The sequence below is a fragment of the Anoxybacillus thermarum genome, from assembly GCF_000836725.1.
GTDB lineage: Bacteria > Bacillota > Bacilli > Bacillales > Anoxybacillaceae > Anoxybacillus > Anoxybacillus thermarum.
The window spans coordinates 59,886-78,508 of sequence record NZ_JXTH01000001.1 but is presented as its reverse complement, the minus strand read 5'-3'; the positions used below and the strand labels follow the sequence as shown (position 1 = coordinate 78,508).

The window sequence follows — 18,623 nt, the reverse complement described above, 5'->3', positions numbered from 1 at the left end:
TCAATACCTCGGCTTTCGTTCTTTTATTTCCTCGACAAAGCTCACGTAATGTTCATAACGGTAACAAGGAATATCTCCGGATGCGAACGCCTCTTTCACCGCGCATTTTGGCTCCGCTGTATGCGTACAACCGCGGAATTTACAACCGCCGCTTCTAGCAACAAACTCAGGAAAACAAAGTGGCAATTGTTCGAGTGCGATTTCATCAAATTCTAGCGCACTAAATCCCGGCGTATCTGCGACGAAACCGCCTCCGATTTCAATTAATTCAACATGTCTTGTCGTATGTTTTCCTCGTCCAAGATGATGGGAAATATGGCCCGTTTTTAACTGTAAGTCCGGACGTAACGCATTTAATAAAGATGACTTTCCGACACCTGACTGCCCTGCAAATACGGATACGTTTCCTTCGAAGTAAGGGAGTAATGATTCAACCCCTGCCCGCGTTTTCGTCGACACTTCTAACACATCATATCCGATTTGACGATAATCGCAAATATATTGTTCGATGCGTGGTTTTGTTTCATCGTCTACTAAATCCATTTTGCTCACAACAATAATTGGGCGAATATGCTTTGCTTCAATTAAGACGAGAAATCGATCGAGCAATGCTGGGTTAAAATCTGGCTCTACCGCTGAAAACACTAAAATCGCTTGGTCGATATTTGCAATTGGCGGGCGAACAAGTTCATTTTTCCGCTCAAATACGTCTAATATATACCCTTCTCGTTCATTTTCCGCTTGAAAGGAAACGTAGTCGCCGACAAGCGGCGTCACTTTCCGCTTGCGAAACACCCCGCGACCACGACATTGATATACTCGACCTTCGCTTAACACGTAATAAAAACCGCTTAACGCTTTAATAATTTTTCCTTCCGCCATGCCTTCCCTCCTTTAAGGTGTTGTTGGATATGGCACGATGCCCTCACGCACCGTCGTGCCGTTGACGACGACGCGATAACGCCCTTGTTTTCCTTGTTGAATGACAAATTCTACACGCTCTTTCACATCACTTGTTAAACGATAACGTTTGTACGGTTGGGCAAACGAATAGTTTTCGTCTTCTATATATAATTCTGCCATGACTGGTTCGTTTACATCAACAGGCGGTTCGTACGGAATGCTAATTTCTTGAATGACTTTCTTTGTTAATACCGGTTCTTTTCCAAGAGAAATGAAGACCGTCACAGTTGCTCCTTTTTCTAATTTTGCGTTCGCTTGTGGCGTTTGAGAAATGACGAGCCCTTTTTCGACCGTATCTGAATATTGCTGTTTGACGATGACGTACAGTTGTTGGTCTGCAGCATAATCGCGCACACTTTTTTCCGTGTATCCTGTTAAATCTTTTAAAACAATTTTTTCTGGTCCAAGGCTGACGGTCAAACGCACTTCTGTTTCTTCCGGCACAACTTTTTCGCCTGGAAGCGGGAATTGTTCGATAATCGTACCTGCTGGTTCGTCGCTATACACTTCTTTTTTGTCGATGAGCAAATAGTTGTCCGATCGCAATTGTCGCTCAACGTCATCAATTGGCTCGCCAACATAATTTTGAAACTCCACTTTTTTCTTCCCTATACTTTTATAAATCGTCACCGCCGTACCCACTTTGACGACTTTTCCAACTTGCGGATTCGTACGAATGACAAATCCTTCTGCGATGTCATTATGTTCTTCTTCGACCGTCTTTTTGATTTTTAAGCCTAACGACGTTAATTCCGTCACCGCATCTGTATAACTTTTGTTCGTCACATCAGGCACCGTCACATCTTTCGGGAAAAATAAATCAGGAATCCACGTCACCGCACTCACTCCAGCGCCGACGAGCAAGAAAAGAAATGCCGCCCATAAAATGAGCCATTTTTTTGAACGCTTTTCTTTTGGAGGAGGCACGTCCTCTTTCTTTGCTGACGGTGCAGAAGCGGTCGGCTTCACAATTGGGATAATTTTCGTTTCTTCGTCGTCATCTTCGGTCGGCAACGTAAATTTTTGTTCGTTTATGCGCTCAGGCAAAAGAGCGGTGCGAATATGTTTTTGCATATCTAATGCGCTATTGTAACGATGCAACGGATTTTTCGCTGTCGCTTTTAACACAATATTTTCTACGCTTTGGGGAATGTTCGGGTTCCATCGTCGCACAGACGGCGTATCCGTTTGCAAATGTTTTAACACAATCGCTACGGCAGATTCACCAGAGAACGGCAATTGTCCCGTTAACAACTCAAACATGACGATGCCGAGCGAATAAATATCCGATTTTTCTGTCGCCATTCCGCCTTTTGCTTGTTCAGGCGATAAATAATGAACAGATCCTAAAACAGAATTCGTTTGCGTAATCGTTGTCGAGCTTAACGCGACAGCTATACCGAAATCGGTAATTTTAATTGTTCCGTCTTCTGCGACTAAAATGTTTTGTGGCTTAATGTCGCGATGAATGACTCCGTTTTGATGAGCGTGAGCAATCGCCCCTGTTAATTCATCCATCATGCGCAACGCTTCTTGAACAGGAAGCGGAGCACGTTGTTGAATGTATTGTTTTAACGTGCAGCCACGCACATATTCCATGACCATGTAGTAAATGCCGTCGTCCTCTCCAACATCGTAAATCGTGACAATATTTTCATGGTTTAAACTTGTCGCGGCTTGTGCTTCACGTCGAAACCGTTTAATAAATAATTCATCGTTTACAAAATCTAAACGCAACACTTTTACGGCAACGTCGCGTTCTAAAATCATATCCCTTGCCAAATAAACGTTCGCCATTCCGCCGCCGCCAATGAGTTGTAATATTTTATAGCGACCGTTTAATCGTTTACCGATGAGCACGAGCGATCACCTACTTTCACTCACATCTAAAAATTGTACGATCGCTAACGTAATGTTATCTTCCCCACCGTGCTCGTTTGCCACATCAATTAACGCTTGCGCTTTTTCTTCAAGCGAACGATCCGACGTTAATACGTCTACCATCGTCTGTTCAGGCACTTTATTCGAAAGGCCGTCAGAGCAAAGCAGTAACATATCTCCTTCATCGACAGTGACCGTTTTTATATCGAGTTCAATTATTTGCTCTGTTCCGAGCGCCCGCAATAGCACATGTTTACGCGGATGATATTCCGCATCTTCTTTTGATAGTTGTCCGCTTTTCACTAATTCATTGACAAGGGAATGGTCTTCTGTCATTTGTTGAAATCCGTTTGCGTTTAGTAAATAACAACGGCTATCACCGATGTGGCCGATCGTCGCAAACTGTTTTGTACAAATGGCGGCAACGATCGTCGTACCCATCCCTTGACAGTGATCGTTCGTTTGAGAGTGTCGAAAAAGCGATTCGTTCACTTTCATAATATGTTCTTTTAACCACGTCTCCGCTTGCTGTGGGGACGTCACTTCTTCCGTCTCTTCCCAAAACTGTTTTAGCTGCGTCATCGTCATTTCACTTGCCACATCACCTGCAAGATGACCGCCCATTCCATCAGCAACAACGGCTAAATAATCGCCTGTTTGATTCATAAAAACGCCACCGTTATCTTCGTTATGTGACCTTATTTTCCCGACATCCGTTTGAAATACCGCCTTCATATACGTATCCCTTCCTTACTTCGATCTGTGTTTCCACATCGTTACGCTTTCGTTTCTTCTTTCCGCTCCTTCGCACGTAGCTGACCGCATGCTGCGTCAATATCGTGCCCTTGTTCACGGCGAATCGTTACGTTAATGCCGTGTTTTTTCAACGTTTTCTCAAACGCAAAAATTTGCTCGCGCGGCGTGCGCACGTAGTTGCGTTCAGGCACATAGTTGACCGGGATTAAATTGACATGACATTTTAATCCTTTAATCAGCTCAGCAAGCTCTTCGGCATGTTCAATTTGATCGTTCACACCGCCAAATAAACCGTATTCAAATGTCACGCGCCGCCCTGTTTTTTCAATGTAATAGCGAACCGCTTCCATCAGCTCTGGCAATTTATAAGCGCGGTTAATCGGCATTAACTTCGAGCGCAATTCCGTATTTGGTGCATGAAGCGAAATGGCAAAGTTAATTTGCATATTTTCATCGGCAAATTGATAAATTTTTGGGATGATGCCGCTCGTTGATACGGTGATGTGACGCGCGCCAATATGCAACCCTTTCGGATGGTTCACGATTTTTAAAAACTTGATGAGCTCATCATAGTTATCAAACGGTTCCCCAATTCCCATAACGACGATGCTGCTCACCCGTTCGCTCGTTTCATCGAGCGCTTTTTGTACTTTGACGACTTGGGCAACAATTTCACCTGCTTGTAAGTTGCGCTTTAAACCGCCTAACGTCGAAGCACAAAACGTACAGCCGATTCGGCAGCCGACTTGTGTCGTCACACAAATCGAATTACCGTAGTCATGGCGCATAAGCACCGTTTCAATCGAATAGCCGTCATGAAGCTCAAATAAAAACTTCATCGTTCCGTCTTTTGACGTTTGTTGTACGAGCGTTTTTAATGTTGTGATGACGAAATGTTCATCTAACTGTTCGCGCAACGCTTTTGGAATATTTGTCATCTCTTCAAAAGACGTCACTCGTTTTTTATATAACCATTCAAAAATTTGTGTGGCGCGAAACGGCTTTTCCCCTTGCTGTTCCACCCAACTTTGCAAGTCTTCTAAACGCAGCGAGTAAATGGATGGTTTCATATCATTTCACCTTTCTTTTTCAATGTTGCGATAAAAAATCCGTCGCTATATACGTGATGTGGAAGCAGTTGCAACATGCCGTGACGCACGTATGGCGCAACCGATGATGGCAAGCGCGAAGCAAGCGTTTCATCAAGCTCATATTGTGGATGTTCGTCTAAAAATGCAGCGATGACTTGTTCGTTTTCTTCCCGATCGACCGTACATGTGCTATATACGAGCGTTCCACCACGTTTTACAAGCGGGGCGACCGTCCGTAAAATATTTAATTGAATATCGGCAAGTTGTGCGATATCCTTTTCGTTTTTCGCATATTTAATTTCCGGCTTCCGCCGAATGACGCCAAGTCCTGAGCACGGAGCATCAACTAATATGCGATCAAACGTTTCAGCAGCAAATTGCGTATGTGCTTGACGGCTATCGAGTTGTTTCGCTTCAATATTCGACAAGCCTAGACGTTTTGCCTGCTGCTCAATCAGCTTTACTTTATGATCGTGAATATCTAACGCAACGACACGACCTTTGTTGTTCATTCGTTCAGCCATATGCGTCGTCTTTCCGCCCGGTGCCGCGCAACAGTCTAACACGACGTCTGTTTCGGTTGGAGAAAGAGCGTAAGCAACAAGCATCGAGCTTTCGTCTTGAATCGTAAGAAGCCCTTCTTGAAACACGCTCGTTTTCGCTGCATTTCCCTTGACCATTTTTACCCCAACCGGCACGACGGAAGAAGGAACGGCTTCAATCCCTTCTTCTTTTAAGCGTGCGATCGCTTCGTCAACCGTTACACGCATCGCGTTTACCCGCGCCGTTTGTTCTGGCGGCAAGTTGTTTGCTTCGCACATTCGTTTTGTTTCTTCTACGCCAAACTGCGCCACCCATCGGCGCACGAGCCAAAGCGGGTGGCTTGTCGCAACGGCTAGACGTTCAATGTCGTCTTTTATTTCATCAAATGAGCGCAACCCTTGGCGCTGAATGGAACGCAATACCCCGTTTACGAGCGAGGCGATGCCGCGATGACCGCGACGTTTTGCTATTTCTACCGCTTCAAATAACACCGCGCGATCAGGAATCCGGTCTAAAAATACCATTTGATAAAGCGACATTCGGAGCAACAGGCGCACCCACAGCTCAATTTTTCCTTTCACAAACGGCTCTAAATAGTAATCAAGCGTATCGCGCCGTTGGATCGTGCCGTACACGATCTCTGTTAAAAGCGCAACGTCTTGAGCGGATAATTCGTTCGTTTCGATCACATGATGTAATGATAAATTGCTATATGCTCGTTTTTTTTCGATATCTATTAGCACATCTAACGCTAAGTTTCGGACGTTTTTTTTACTCATTCTTTCCTCCTAATACTGTCCCGATTTCAATCGTTGCACCGCGTAAAAAGTCAGTAGCGCTCATTTTCCGCTTTCCTGCTGGTTGCAATTCAGTAATTTTGATCGCTGTTTCGTTGCCCGTTGCAACGACAATGCCGTCGCGTTCAACGGTGACAATGGTGCCTGGCTTCGCTTGTGAAGAAGCTCGTACTTTTTCTCCCCACCAAATTTTCCAACGTTCATCGCCATACGTCGTGTAAGCGACAGGCCACGGATTCATGCCGCGAATATGGTTATAAATGTCTTCACCCGTTTTTGTCCAATCGATTCGTTCTTGTTCTGGTTTAATGTTGTATGCAAACGTTGCTTGTTCATCATCTTGCTTTATCGGTGTAATGTCGCCACGAAGCAGTTTCGGAAGCGTTTCAGAAAGTAGTTTCGCCCCCGCCTCGCTAAGTTTGTCGTGCAACGTCCCGACTGTATCACGTTCATCAATCGGCACTTCCACTTGCGTTAATATGTCGCCTGCATCTAGTTTTTCAACCATGTACATAATTGTAATGCCTGTTTTTTCTTTTCCTTGCAAAATGGCGTAATGAATAGGAGCCCCTCCGCGCAACTCTGGCAAAAGCGAGGCGTGCACGTTAATGCACCCATGCTTTGGCGCTTCAAGAAGCGGCTTCGGTAAAATTTGTCCAAACGCAGCTGTCACAATCAAATCAGGTTGCAAGGCGATCACTTGTTCATATTGATCTTTTTCACGAATTTTTGTCGGCTGCAATACTGGGATGTTGTATGATTGTGCAGTCACTTTGACTGGCGGTGGGGTTAATTGCTGTTTCCGTCCTTTCGGTTTGTCCGGTTGTGTCACGACGCTGACGACGTTGTATCCGTCTTTGATCAACTGTTCTAAAATCGGAACAGCAAAGTCAGGTGTTCCCATAAATACAATGTTCATTGTTCGAACTCCCCTTCTTCATAATAACGAATCACTTTTGACGTAAATAATATGCCGTGTAAATGGTCGATTTCATGTTGTAACGCGCGAGCTAAAAAGCCTGTCGCTTCGATTTCAAACGGGCGACCGCGACGATTTTGCGCGCGTACTTTCACATATTGAGAACGTTTCACTTCCCCAAATAACCCCGGAAAACTTAAGCATCCTTCTGGTCCAGTTTGTTCACCGATTTGGGAAACGATGACGGGATTCACTAACTCGATGCGCCCATGACGGTCGCCAATATCAACAATCGCAATTTGTTGGTCAATGCCGACTTGTGGGGCGGCTAGTCCGACCCCATCAGCCGCAATCATCGTATCGTACATGTCGTTTAATATTTTTGTTAGCTTGCGGTCAAAAACGGTGACCGGCTGGCAAACGGTTTCTAAAATCGGGGCAGGATATGTTACAATCGGTAAAATAGCCAAAACGGTTCCTCCCTTATTTACATCATCATATATGGATTTAAATCAATCGTAATCGTCACATCACCGCGCGTCATCTCGCGCTGATAATGTTCCATAATAGTGCGGAGCGCTGTCGTTAAGTTCGCTTCCCGCTTGTATTTTATCATGCATTGGTAACGATATCTATCGTTCATGCGCGCAATCGGAGAAGCAACAGGCCCAAGTACAACCGATTCAGCTGACAAATGTTTTTTCACATGTGCAGCAATTTTTTCAGCGATGCTTATTCCTTTCAGCGCATCGACATGCGACACCGTAATGAGCGTTAAATAGTAAAACGGTGGATACCCGTGTTTTTTTCGGTTCATCATTTCACGTTCATAAAACGCCTCATAATGATGTTTGCTTGCGAATTGAATGCTGTAATGTTCAGGTGTATACGTTTGAATGACGACTTCACCCGGCAAATGATGCCGCCCCGCTCGACCGCTTACTTGCGTCAACAGCTGAAACGTTTTTTCTGCCGCGCGAAAATCAGGGACGTGAAGCATCGTGTCTGCTGCTAATACGCCAACTAACGTGACGTTTGGAAAATCGAGCCCTTTAGCGATCATTTGCGTGCCGAGTAAAATGTCAGCCTTTCCCTCTCCAAATTCCCGAAGCAGTCGTTCATGTGCTCCTTTTCGGCTCGTTGTATCGACGTCCATCCGAATGACGCGCGCTTCTGGAAGCAGCTTCGTTAATTCTTCTTCTACTTTTTGCGTTCCCGTTCCGAAAAAGCGAATATGTTCGCTTTGACAAGCAGGACAATGCGACGACATTCGCTGTTCATACCCACAATAGTGACATTTCAATTGTTGTTGGACGCGATGATACGTGAGCGAAATATCGCAATGTGGACATTGAATGACGTGACCGCAATCGCGACACATGACGAAAGAAGAATAACCACGACGATTTAAAAATAAAACAGATTGTTCACCTTTTTGTAAACGCTCCGTTAATTTTTCAAATAAAAGGCGGGAAAACATCGAGCGGTTTCCTGCGCGCAGTTCTTCGCGCATATCAACAATGTCTACAGGTGGCATCGCATGATCGTTCATTCGCTTCGTTAACGTGACTTGTTTATATACCCCTTTTTGAGCGCGCGCAAACGATTCGAGCGATGGCGTAGCGCTGCCAAACACAACAGGACAACGATGGTAACGACCTCGGAAAATCGCCACATCGCGCGCATGATAGCGGGGCGATTCTTCTTGTTTGTAGCTCGTTTCATGTTCTTCATCAATAATGATGATGCCGATGTTTTCAAACGGTGCAAAAATGGCAGAACGAGCTCCAACAACGAGCTGTACTTCTTTTCGTTGAATTTTTCGCCACTCATCATACTTTTCTCCGAGCGATAAGCCGCTATGAAGAACGGCCACTTTCGAACCGAATCGTTCTTTAAACCGCTTCACCATTTGAGGAGTCAGCGAAATTTCAGGCACGAGCACAATCGCTTCTTTTCCCTTCTTTAAGACGAGATCAATCGCTTGCATATACACTTCTGTTTTTCCGCTTCCTGTGACGCCGTACATTAAAAAAACGTCATGCACATCTTCGTCAATCGTTTGTCCGATCGCCTGTAACGCTTGGCGTTGTTCGTCTGTTAAGGCGAGGGGTTTTGTTTTTGTAAACGAGCGGTTGGCATACGGATCGCGATATATTTCTTTTTCTGTCACAGTGACGAGCTGTTTTTTCATGAGCGCTTGAACAGTAGAAAATGTACTATTTGTTTCGCTAAGCAACTGTTTTAAAGGGAAAGAGCGGGCTGTAAGCAAACGCTCAAGCACTTGTTTTTGTTTTATGGCGCGATGCGAGAGAGATGCAAGCGCATGTGTGACATCGTCATCGCTCGCGCACAGTTCGACCCACTTTTCTGTTTTTATTTTTCCTTTTTCTTCAACTCGGTAAACGACTTCTATATGGCCTCTTGCGATTTCTTTTTGCAACAGCGGAACGTATGGCGTTTGTGCCACTTCCCCCCACGGAATGACAAGACGGTCGCGAAACAACGCGCGTACTTTTTCGTGTATGAACGGCATATGTTGCTCGATGAGCCGAATATCTTTTTCATATTTCGCTTTCATTGCGGCAGGTAACATCGCTTGAAACGCCGATACCGTGAAACAAAGCGTCGTTTCAGCTAGCCATTTTCCAAGTCGCAACAATTCTTCATTAAATACAGGAACAACGTCAAAAAGAGAATGAATGGGCTTTAATTGTTCGAGCGGCATATCCGTCGTTTCTTTCAGTTCAATAACAAATCCTTGTAAAAAACGTGTGCCAAATGGGACGACAACGCGCATGCCTGGTTGTACAACACCGACAAGTTCAGGTGGGATCGCGTAATCAAATGGGCGATCCGTTTGACTCGTAGGAATATCAACGATGACAGAAGCAACCGTCATAGGCGTCCCTCAATTTCATAATGAATTTCACGCAAAATTTGTTTTGCCACTTCCGATTTTGGCAAGAGTGGAAGTTGCTTTGCCGTTCCGTCTCGTTTAAATATCGTCACAATATTTGTATCCGTGCCGAACCCTGCCCCTTCTTGGACGACGTTATTTGCGACAATCATATCGGCATTTTTGCGCGCGAGCTTTTCTTTCGCATATCGTTCTACATCGTTCGTCTCTGCCGCAAAGCCAACTAAAAATTGGTGCGTTTTTTGCTTGCCGAGCGTTTGTAAAATGTCGATCGTTCGCTCAAGAACGATAGTGTAGTCTCCTTGCTGTTTTTTTATTTTATTGTCGGCCACATATTTCGGACGATAGTCTGCTACTGCTGCTGTTTTAATGACGATATCGCTATGTTGAAAATGCTTCATGACCGCTTCATACATGTCTTGCGCACTCTCTACTTGAATCGTCTGTATTCCTTGCGGACGAACAAGCGAAGTCGGACCGGAAACGAGGGTGACGTCAGCTCCAAAATCGCGCGCCGCCTCTGCGATGGCATATCCCATTTTTCCTGTCGAATGATTGCTGAAAAAGCGGACAGGGTCTAATTTTTCACGCGTCGGACCGGCTGTCACTAACACTTTTTTTCCTTTTAACAGTTCGTTTGATGCAACATGTTGTTCAAGCAAAGCGACGATCGTTTCTGGCTCTTCTAATCGCCCTTTTCCAACGTAACCGCACGCAAGCATCCCTTCGGCTGGCTCAATAAAGCGATAGCCATATGACTGCAACGTGCGCATATTTTGTTGTACCGCTGGATGTTCGTACATATGGACGTTCATCGCGGGCGCAAGCCAAATCGGTGCTTTCGTCGCAAGTAAAATCGTTGTCACCATGTTATCAGCTAAACCATAGGCGAGCTTTGCGATCGTGTTTGCGGTCGCAGGGGCAACGAGTACGATATGTGCCCAATCAGCTAAGTCAATATGTGCAATGACGTTCGGGTTTTTTTCATCGAATGTATCGACGTACACTTCGTTTTTTGATAGCGCTTGAAACGTAAGCGGTGTAACGAATTGACAAGCAGCTTCCGTCATGACGACTTTGACATTCGCCCCTGCTTGCACAAGTTTGCTTGTGAGTGCCGCTGCTTTATATACAGCAATGCCCCCTGTGACACATAATAAAATGTTTTTTTGCTGAAGCATCGACGTTGCCCCTTTCGTTCGGTATTTGTAAAAAAATAACAACCTAAAACTAGGTTGTCGTAAATAGTTTATTGCGCTGCTTCTTCTTCGCTAACGACTTCAATATGACCCGCTGCAATTTCCTCTAACGCTTTGCCGACAAATTTTTTCGACAAAGGTTTTTCGATCGTTAAGTCATTTTTTACTTGCAATTGGCGGGCGCGCTTCGCCGCAACTGTGACGAGCGTATATTTTGAATCGAGTTTTGTAATAAGCAAGTCAATGGAAGGATATAACATATTACTCCACCTCCAACATCTTTTTATATCGTTGTGCAACACGTTCACGTCGGCAATGTTCCGCCATGACAATGGCTTTAATGCGCTCGCATGCCAGTTCTACTTGATCGTTTTCAACGACGTAATCGTATGCATCCATCATTTCTAATTCTTCTTTCGCCGCTTGTAAGCGATCACGAATTAAGTCTTCTGATTCCGTTCCGCGCATTTCAATTCGTTTACGCAATTCGCTTAAGCTTGGGGGAGCGAGGAAAATAAAGAGCGCCTCTGGGAACACTTTGCGAACTTGCATCGCTCCTTGCACTTCAATTTCTAAAAACACGTCTTTTCCTTCTTGCAATGTTTTTTCTACATAATCAATTGGCGTGCCGTAGTAGTTCCCGACATATTCTGCCCACTCCAATAGCTCATTTTGGCGAATCATTTGTTCAAATTGCTCGCGCGTTTTAAAAAAGTAATCGACGCCATCGACTTCTCCTTCGCGTGGTTTGCGCGTCGTCACAGAAATGGAATATTGCAATTGAATATCTGGCTGTGAAAATAATGCTTTTCGTACCGTCCCTTTACCGACGCCAGACGGCCCTGATAAAACGATTAATAAACCTCGTTCCTTCACGCTCATCCCTGCCTTTCTATCATAAACAAACTACTCTACATTTTGCACTTGTTCTTTAATTTTTTCAAGGGCGCTTTTCATTTCGACAACTTCAGAAGCAATGTGGCGATCGTTTGCTTTTGAACCGATCGTATTCATTTCACGATTGAGCTCTTGAACGAGAAAATCGAGCTTTCGTCCGACCGCTCCCCCTTCAGAAACGATGCGACGAAATTGTTCAATATGGCTATATATGCGTTTTAATTCTTCATGAATATCGACTTTTTCCGCAAATAAAGCAACTTCCGTCAATAGCCGTTGTTCATCAACGACGCCTTGTACAAATTCACTCACTCGTTTATGTATGCGTTCGCGATAAGAAGCGACGACTGTTGGCGCCAGTTGTTCAATGCGACGTGCGCTGTTTTCAATCTCCTCAAGCTGCATAAGCATATCCGCTAATAGCGCTTTTCCTTCTTGTTCGCGCATATGTTTCAATTGCTCGACCGCTTCTTTTGTCGCTTCTAAAAGAAGGGAAAGAAGCGCATCGTTTTCGATCGGCTGTTCCGTCATTTCAACCGCATCCGATAGCATATGTACAACATCTCGAAGCGATACATCATCGGCAAAATGAAAGCGACGACGCACATCGGCAAGCATCCGGTAATACGCATCAACAAGCTGCCAATCGACGTGAAGCGTTCGTTCAACGAGTTGTTCTCCTTCAACTGTAATAAACACTTCCACACGTCCACGGGCAATATGTTCTGTAATTACTTTTTTTATTTTATCTTCAAACATCACCCACTGTCTAGGCATGCGGATCGAAATTTCACAAAAACGGTGATTGACTGATTTCATTTCCACCGTAACGCTCACGTTTTCGTCTTCTTTTTTTCCTCGACCAAATCCTGTCATACTTACGATCATACTCTCACATCCATTATGTGTTATCGACAATAAAAGAAGGTAATAGATTCACTCCATTACCTCCTCTCATTATAGCACATATCGCTATATAGCGAAAACATTTCATGAACGACGGCGTGTAAATAACGAGCCAGCAAGTAAAAACGTCGGAATAGACGATAGGCCAATAATAAGCAACCAATCCGTAATCGGCAACGAAACGGTATGGAAAATCGGTTGTAGCGGCGGATAGTAAATGACGACAAGCAACAATACAAGCGACGACAAAACAGCGAGCACTAAATACATATTTTCAAACGGATTTCGATCAAACACCGACCGTTCGCTTCGGCAATCAAATACGTGAATGAGTTGAGCGAGCACGAGCGTCGCAAAGGCAACCGTCTGGGCATACGTTAAGTTTTCAGGGTGTCGCGTATGCACGACGAGAAAAGCGATCAACGTCACCATGCCGATGAGAAAGCCGCGACTAATGATTTTCCAACCGAGCCCTCTGGCGAAAACCCCCTCTTTCGGATGACGCGGCGGCCGTTTCATGACATTTTCTTCGGCTGGGTCTAATCCGAGCGCCATGGCAGGTAGTCCGTCTGTAACGAGATTCACCCATAAAATTTGAATCGGTACAAGCGGAAGAGGAAGCGCCAATATCATCGCAAATAACATAACTAAAATTTCCCCGACGTTTGATGCAAGTAAGTAGCGAATAAATTTACGAATGTTTTCATAAATGTTTCGCCCTTCTTCGATCGCCGCTTTAATCGTCGCAAAGTTATCATCTAGCAAAACGAGTGATGCGGCTTCTTTTGATACATCTGTTCCTGTCACTCCCATTGCGATCCCGATGTTTGCTGTTTTAATGGCCGGAGCATCGTTGACGCCATCGCCTGTCATTGCGACAATATGCCCTCTTTTTTGCAACGCTTGCACAATTTTTAATTTATGTTCTGGCGATACGCGCGCAAAAACGTACACATCTTCAACAACTTCTTCTAATTCTTCGACAGATAACGTCGCTAACGTCTTACCGTCCATCACTTTGCCGTTTGGCGGCATCATGTGCAGCTGTTGGGCGATCGCTTTCGCCGTTAACACATGGTCTCCTGTAATCATTACTGTTTTAATGCCTGCTTTTTTACATTCGGCAATTGCTTGTTTTACTTCTTTCCGCGGCGGATCGATCATTCCTTGTAAACCGATGAACGTCAAGTCGCTTTCCGCTTTCGTTTCATCGTTCATTGTTTCCGTCAAAGAAAGCGGTCGATAGGCGATCGCAATCGTTCGCAACGCTTGGGAGGCGAGCGTATTGACGGTTTGTTGCACCAGTTTCCGCTCTTGGTCGCGCATGAGTTTCGCCTGACCGTCGATATATATGAAACGACAACGTTCTAGCAACATATCTGGCGCACCTTTTGTGACAATAAAGCGCCGATTCGCGCGATCTTTCACGATGACCGTCATCATTTTTCGAGTCGAATCAAATGGAAATTCATGTTCAATCGTGAATTCAGTGGCAATTTTTTCTTTCGTCCATCCTGCTTTCGCCGCCGCAACAACGAGGGCGCCTTCGGTCGGATCACCGTCAATCATATATGTTTTTCCTTTTTTCTTTATGTCCGCATGATTGCATAGCGCCCCAAATAATAATATTTGCTGTAATGCGGCATCTACTTTTTTTTGTTTGCCGTTATATAAAAACGTTCCTTTCGGTTCATAGCCCGTCCCGCTTACCGTCCATAACCGATTGTTGACCCACACATGCGTGACGGTCATTTGATTTTCCGTCATCGTTCCTGTTTTATCAGAACAAATGACAGAGGCACAACCGAGCGTTTCAACGGCCGGCAGTTTGCGGACGATGGCGTTTCGTTTCATCATTCGTTGGACACCGAGCGCCAATACGACGGTGACGATCGCTGGCAACCCTTCTGGAATGGCGGCAACCGCAAGCGACACACCGGCTAAAAACATGTCGTATACCGCATGTCCTTGCCATACGCCAAGCACGACAACGAGCGCTGTGAGCGCTAAAGCGATGACGATTAAAATTTTTCCGAGCTGTTCGAGCTTTCGCTGCAACGGTGTCGTCATCGTTGGCGCCGACTGAATTAAATGGGCAATTTGTCCCATCGCTGTATGCATTCCTGTCGCTACGACAATCCCTACGCCGCTTCCTTTCGTCACGAGCGTTCCCATAAACGCCATATTTGTGCGATCCCCTAGTGAAACATCTTCTATTAGTGGCGCTGTTTGTTTCTCGACGGGAAGCGACTCGCCCGTCAACGACGACTCCTCAATATATAACCCTTTCGCTTCAATGATGCGCACGTCCGCCCCGATGCGATCACCGCTTGCAAATTTGACAATATCGCCAACGACTAACTGAGCAGACGGCACTTTTCCCCATTCGCCGTCCCGCAAAACGAGCGATTCTGGTGCCGACAATTTTTTTAATGCTTCCAGCGACTTTTCCGCCCGGCGCTCTTGTATAAATCCTAAAAAAGCGTTGATGATGACAATCGCCACGATCGCGACCGCATCAATGTATTCCCCTAATACAGCGGAAATCGCCGTTGCCGCCAATAGAACGAGCACCATAAAATCTTGAAACTGACTAAAAAATTGTTTTAGCGCAGACGGTTTTTTTTCTTCCGATATCTCATTTTTTCCAAATTGTTTTAGCCGTCTTTTCGCTTCTTTTTCCGTTAATCCAAAGCCAATCTTTGTATTTACTTGTTGTTCCACCTGCTCTATACGCAGTCCGTGCCAGCTCATTTCTCTCCCCCTTCCGCTTGTCTTATCTATGACAGCTTATTCAGGCATGTACAAAAAAATGATATGGTATAATGAAAAGAAAAAAGAGAAAGGTGTTTTCGATGTCGTTTGACGGAGTATTTACATATGCGATGACAAAAGAATTACAGCGCACGCTTGTCGGAGGGCGCATTTCAAAAATTTATCAGCCATTTCCATACGAATTAGTGCTTCATATTCGTTCGCACGGAAGCAATTATAAGTTGTTATTATCTGCCCATCCTACGTATGCGCGCGTCCATTTGACGAACGAGACGTACGATAATCCTCATGAACCGCCGATGTTTTGTATGCTTCTGCGCAAACATATCGAAGGGGGCGTCATTGAAGCGATTACGCAAGTCGATTTTGATCGCATCATTATCATTCATGTTAAAGGAAGAAATGAGCTCGGCGATGTATGTACAAAACAGCTCATCGTTGAATTGATGGGCCGCCACAGCAACATCGTTCTCGTCGATGAACAGACGAACACGATCATCGATAGCGTCAAACATCTCTCGCCTGCGGTGAACCGATACCGAACGGTGCTGCCAGGGGCGCCTTACATATTTCCGCCATCACACGACAAAATAAATCCGCTTGAGGCGACGGAAGAAACGGTAGTAAAGAAAATCGATTTCCTCGCAGGAAGACTAGCCGATCAACTCGTCGCCACATTTACAGGCATTTCGCCGCTTTTTGCGCGCGAAGTCATCTATCGCGCAGGGCTCGCTAACCGCGCGACGTTGCCGAAAAGTTTTATCACGCTTATGAAAGATGTGCGAAACGAGAAATTTGCTCCGTGTATATATACAAACGGGACAAAAGACGTATTTTATGCGTTGCCGCTCACCCATATCGAAGGGGAAGAAAAACATTTTGCTACGTTAAGCGAGATGCTTGATCGCTTTTATTTCGGCAAAGCAGAACGCGATCGCGTGAAACAACAAGCGCACGATTTAGAACGTTTTGTAGCGAACGAAAAAGCGAAAAATGAAAAGAAGCTATTGAAACTTCAACAAACGCTTGAAGAAGCAAAACAGGCGGAACAATATCGGCTATATGGGGAATTGTTGACCGCAAATCTTTATGCTATAAAGCGCGGAATGAGCGAAATCGAAGTCGTCAACTATTATGACGAAAACGGCGCCACCATCACCATTTCGCTTGATCAACAAAAATCGCCGTCAGAAAATGCACAAAGCTATTTTCAAAAATACCAAAAAGCGAAAAATTCGCTTTCCATCGTGCAGGAACAAATTGAGCGGACGAAAGAAGAAATCATGTATTTCGATACGCTGTTGCAACAGCTTGAAACGGCATCACCAAAAGACATTGACGACATTCGCGACGAGTTAATCGAACAAGGCTATTTGCGCGCCAAAGCAACAAAACAGAAAAAACAAAAGCCGCGCACAATCGAACTTGAACGCTACGTATCAAGCGACGGCACCGACGTTTTCGTCGGCAAAAACAATAAACAAAACGACTATTTAACAAATAAATTCGCGAGCAAAGACGACATTTGGCTTCATACGAAAGACATCCCAGGCTCGCACGTCGTCATTAAAAGCAAAAACCCATCAGAACAGACGATCATCGAAGCTGCCCACTTAGCCGCTTACTTCAGCAAAGCGCGCCACTCAAGCTCCGTTCCGGTCGACTACACGCGCGTTCGCTATGTCAAAAAACCGAGCGGTGCCAAACCCGGCTTTGTCATTTACGAAAACCAGCAGACGATTTACGTCACGCCGGATGAGGAGATGGTAGTGAGGATGAAAAAACCCGTCTAGGTAGGCGGGTTTTTCATTTTCGTCAAAATATTTTGTTATTGTTTTGTTCTCTCTTTCTGTCGAATGGTGGTATAATAGAGGCGGAAAAAAGGAGGTGAACGTGATGGAGCAGCTGTTTCAACGCATTTTTGACGAGCTGGCATTTTTGCGTGCGAACATGGCAACAAAAGATGATGTCGCCGCGTTAAAAGATGATATTCGAGCGTTAGAAAGTCGCGTCAGTCATATTGAACAGACGATGGCGACAAAAGATGACATCATCAGCATCGAACAGCGCATGGCCACAAAAGACGATATCGCTAGCATCGAGCAGCGTATGGCGACGAAAGATGACATCGCTGCTATGGACAAGCGTATCGAACAGATCGAACAGACGATGGCGACAAAAGATGATATCATCAGCATCGAACAGCGCATGGCCACAAAAGACGATATCGCTAGCATTGAGCAGCGTATGGCGACGAAAGATGACATCGCTGCTATGGACAAGCGTATCGAACAGATCGAACAGACGATGGCGACAAAAGATGATATCATCAGCATCGAACAGCGCATGGCCACAAAAGACGATATCGCTAGCATCGAGCAGCGTATGGCGACGAAAGATGATATCGTTGCTATGGACAAGCGTATCGAACAGATCGAACAGACGATGGCGACAAAAGATGATATCATCAGCATCGAACAGCGTATGGCCACAAAAGATGACATCATCAGCATCGAACAGCGTATGGCCACAAAAGATGACATCATCAGCATCGAACAGCGTATGGCCACAAAAGATGACATCATCAGCATCGAACAGCGTATGGCCACAAAAGATGACATCATCAGCATCGAACAACGCATGGCCACAAAAGACGATATCGCTAGCATTGAGCAGCGTATGGCGACGAAAGAGGATGTGGCGCTTGTGCCAGCGATTCGTGAAATGGTTGGACAATTAATGGAACGAATGACTGTTGTTGAGTTGCATGTACAAGAAATTCCAATGATTAAACAACAAATCGAACAGTTGTCGCAACAAATGCAAGAAGGGTTTGAAAAGTTAGATCATCAAGAAACTGTCCTACAAGCACTTTCACTCCGTTCGATTCAACAAGCAAACGATATCCACTATTTAAAAACAAACGCAATTTCCACGAAATCATGATAAAGGGTGTCCGGCTTTCGTTGGACACCC

Annotated in this window: 15 protein-coding genes; 2 read left to right on the top strand and 13 right to left on the bottom strand. The window is 45.1% G+C overall.

The features are described 5' to 3' along the window. The 13 genes from rsgA to LH47_RS00345 all read right to left on the bottom strand — a co-directional run bounded on the left by rsgA (position 1) and on the right by LH47_RS00345 (position 15,626). Positions 1 to 882: a ribosome small subunit-dependent GTPase A gene (gene rsgA / locus LH47_RS00405; protein ID WP_043963669.1), complete on the bottom strand. Its 882-nt coding sequence runs from the start codon at positions 880 to 882 to the stop codon at positions 1 to 3. A gap of 12 nt (positions 883 to 894) precedes the next feature. Beyond that, the gene (gene pknB, locus LH47_RS00400) at positions 895 to 2,823 is read right to left on the bottom strand and encodes a Stk1 family PASTA domain-containing Ser/Thr kinase (protein ID WP_043963667.1); all 1,929 of its coding nucleotides are present in this window, start codon (positions 2,821 to 2,823) and stop codon (positions 895 to 897) included. Positions 2,824 to 2,829: 6 nt separating this feature from the next. Next, positions 2,830 to 3,579 carry a Stp1/IreP family PP2C-type Ser/Thr phosphatase gene (locus LH47_RS00395; protein WP_043963665.1) on the bottom strand — a complete coding sequence of 250 codons (750 nt, stop codon included), beginning with the start codon at positions 3,577 to 3,579 and terminating at the stop codon, positions 2,830 to 2,832. Positions 3,580 to 3,620: 41 nt separating this feature from the next. Then, entirely contained in the window at positions 3,621 to 4,670 is a 1,050-nt protein-coding gene (gene rlmN, locus LH47_RS00390; protein WP_043963662.1) for a 23S rRNA (adenine(2503)-C(2))-methyltransferase RlmN, read from the bottom strand. Beyond that, entirely contained in the window at positions 4,667 to 6,013 is a 1,347-nt protein-coding gene (rsmB, locus tag LH47_RS00385; protein ID WP_043963660.1) for a 16S rRNA (cytosine(967)-C(5))-methyltransferase RsmB, read from the bottom strand. Before rsmB ends, rlmN begins: the two co-directional genes overlap by 4 nt. Continuing rightward, on the bottom strand, positions 6,006 to 6,950 hold the full coding sequence (gene fmt / locus LH47_RS00380; protein ID WP_043963658.1) for a methionyl-tRNA formyltransferase: 945 nt from the start codon (positions 6,948 to 6,950) through the stop codon (positions 6,006 to 6,008). Before fmt ends, rsmB begins: the two co-directional genes overlap by 8 nt. Beyond that, the gene (def, locus tag LH47_RS00375; protein WP_043963656.1) at positions 6,947 to 7,420 is read right to left on the bottom strand and encodes a peptide deformylase; all 474 of its coding nucleotides are present in this window, start codon (positions 7,418 to 7,420) and stop codon (positions 6,947 to 6,949) included. Before def ends, fmt begins: the two co-directional genes overlap by 4 nt. Before the next feature lie 17 nt (positions 7,421 to 7,437). After that, a complete protein-coding gene (priA, locus tag LH47_RS00370) occupies positions 7,438 to 9,852 on the bottom strand; it encodes a primosomal protein N' (RefSeq protein ID WP_043963653.1) in 2,415 nt (804 codons plus the stop codon). Continuing rightward, entirely contained in the window at positions 9,849 to 11,051 is a 1,203-nt protein-coding gene (gene coaBC / locus LH47_RS00365; RefSeq protein WP_043963652.1) for a bifunctional phosphopantothenoylcysteine decarboxylase/phosphopantothenate--cysteine ligase CoaBC, read from the bottom strand. The genes priA and coaBC overlap by 4 nt, the downstream gene beginning before the upstream one ends. Positions 11,052 to 11,119: 68 nt before the next feature. Beyond that, a complete protein-coding gene (gene rpoZ, locus LH47_RS00360) occupies positions 11,120 to 11,329 on the bottom strand; it encodes a DNA-directed RNA polymerase subunit omega (RefSeq protein WP_043963650.1) in 210 nt (69 codons plus the stop codon). A 1-nt stretch (position 11,330) separates the two neighbouring features. After that, on the bottom strand, positions 11,331 to 11,951 hold the full coding sequence (gene gmk / locus LH47_RS00355) for a guanylate kinase (RefSeq protein WP_171334606.1): 621 nt from the start codon (positions 11,949 to 11,951) through the stop codon (positions 11,331 to 11,333). 24 nt (positions 11,952 to 11,975) lie between these two features. After that, entirely contained in the window at positions 11,976 to 12,854 is an 879-nt protein-coding gene (locus LH47_RS00350; RefSeq protein WP_043963648.1) for a YicC/YloC family endoribonuclease, read from the bottom strand. A gap of 102 nt (positions 12,855 to 12,956) precedes the next feature. Then, complete coding sequence (locus tag LH47_RS00345; protein WP_043963647.1) at positions 12,957 to 15,626, bottom strand: calcium-transporting P-type ATPase, PMR1-type; 2,670 nt, start codon at positions 15,624 to 15,626, stop codon at positions 12,957 to 12,959. Positions 15,627 to 15,727: 101 nt separating this feature from the next. Here LH47_RS00345 and LH47_RS00340 point away from each other — a divergent pair, with 101 nt between their 5' ends. After that, positions 15,728 to 17,440 (top strand): Rqc2 family fibronectin-binding protein, encoded by a 1,713-nt coding sequence (locus LH47_RS00340; RefSeq protein WP_043963645.1) that lies wholly within the window; start codon positions 15,728 to 15,730, stop codon positions 17,438 to 17,440. A gap of 103 nt (positions 17,441 to 17,543) precedes the next feature. Continuing rightward, positions 17,544 to 18,593: a hypothetical protein gene (locus LH47_RS16575; RefSeq protein WP_152619583.1), complete on the top strand. Its 1,050-nt coding sequence runs from the start codon at positions 17,544 to 17,546 to the stop codon at positions 18,591 to 18,593. The last annotated feature ends 30 nt before the right edge of the window (positions 18,594 to 18,623 follow it).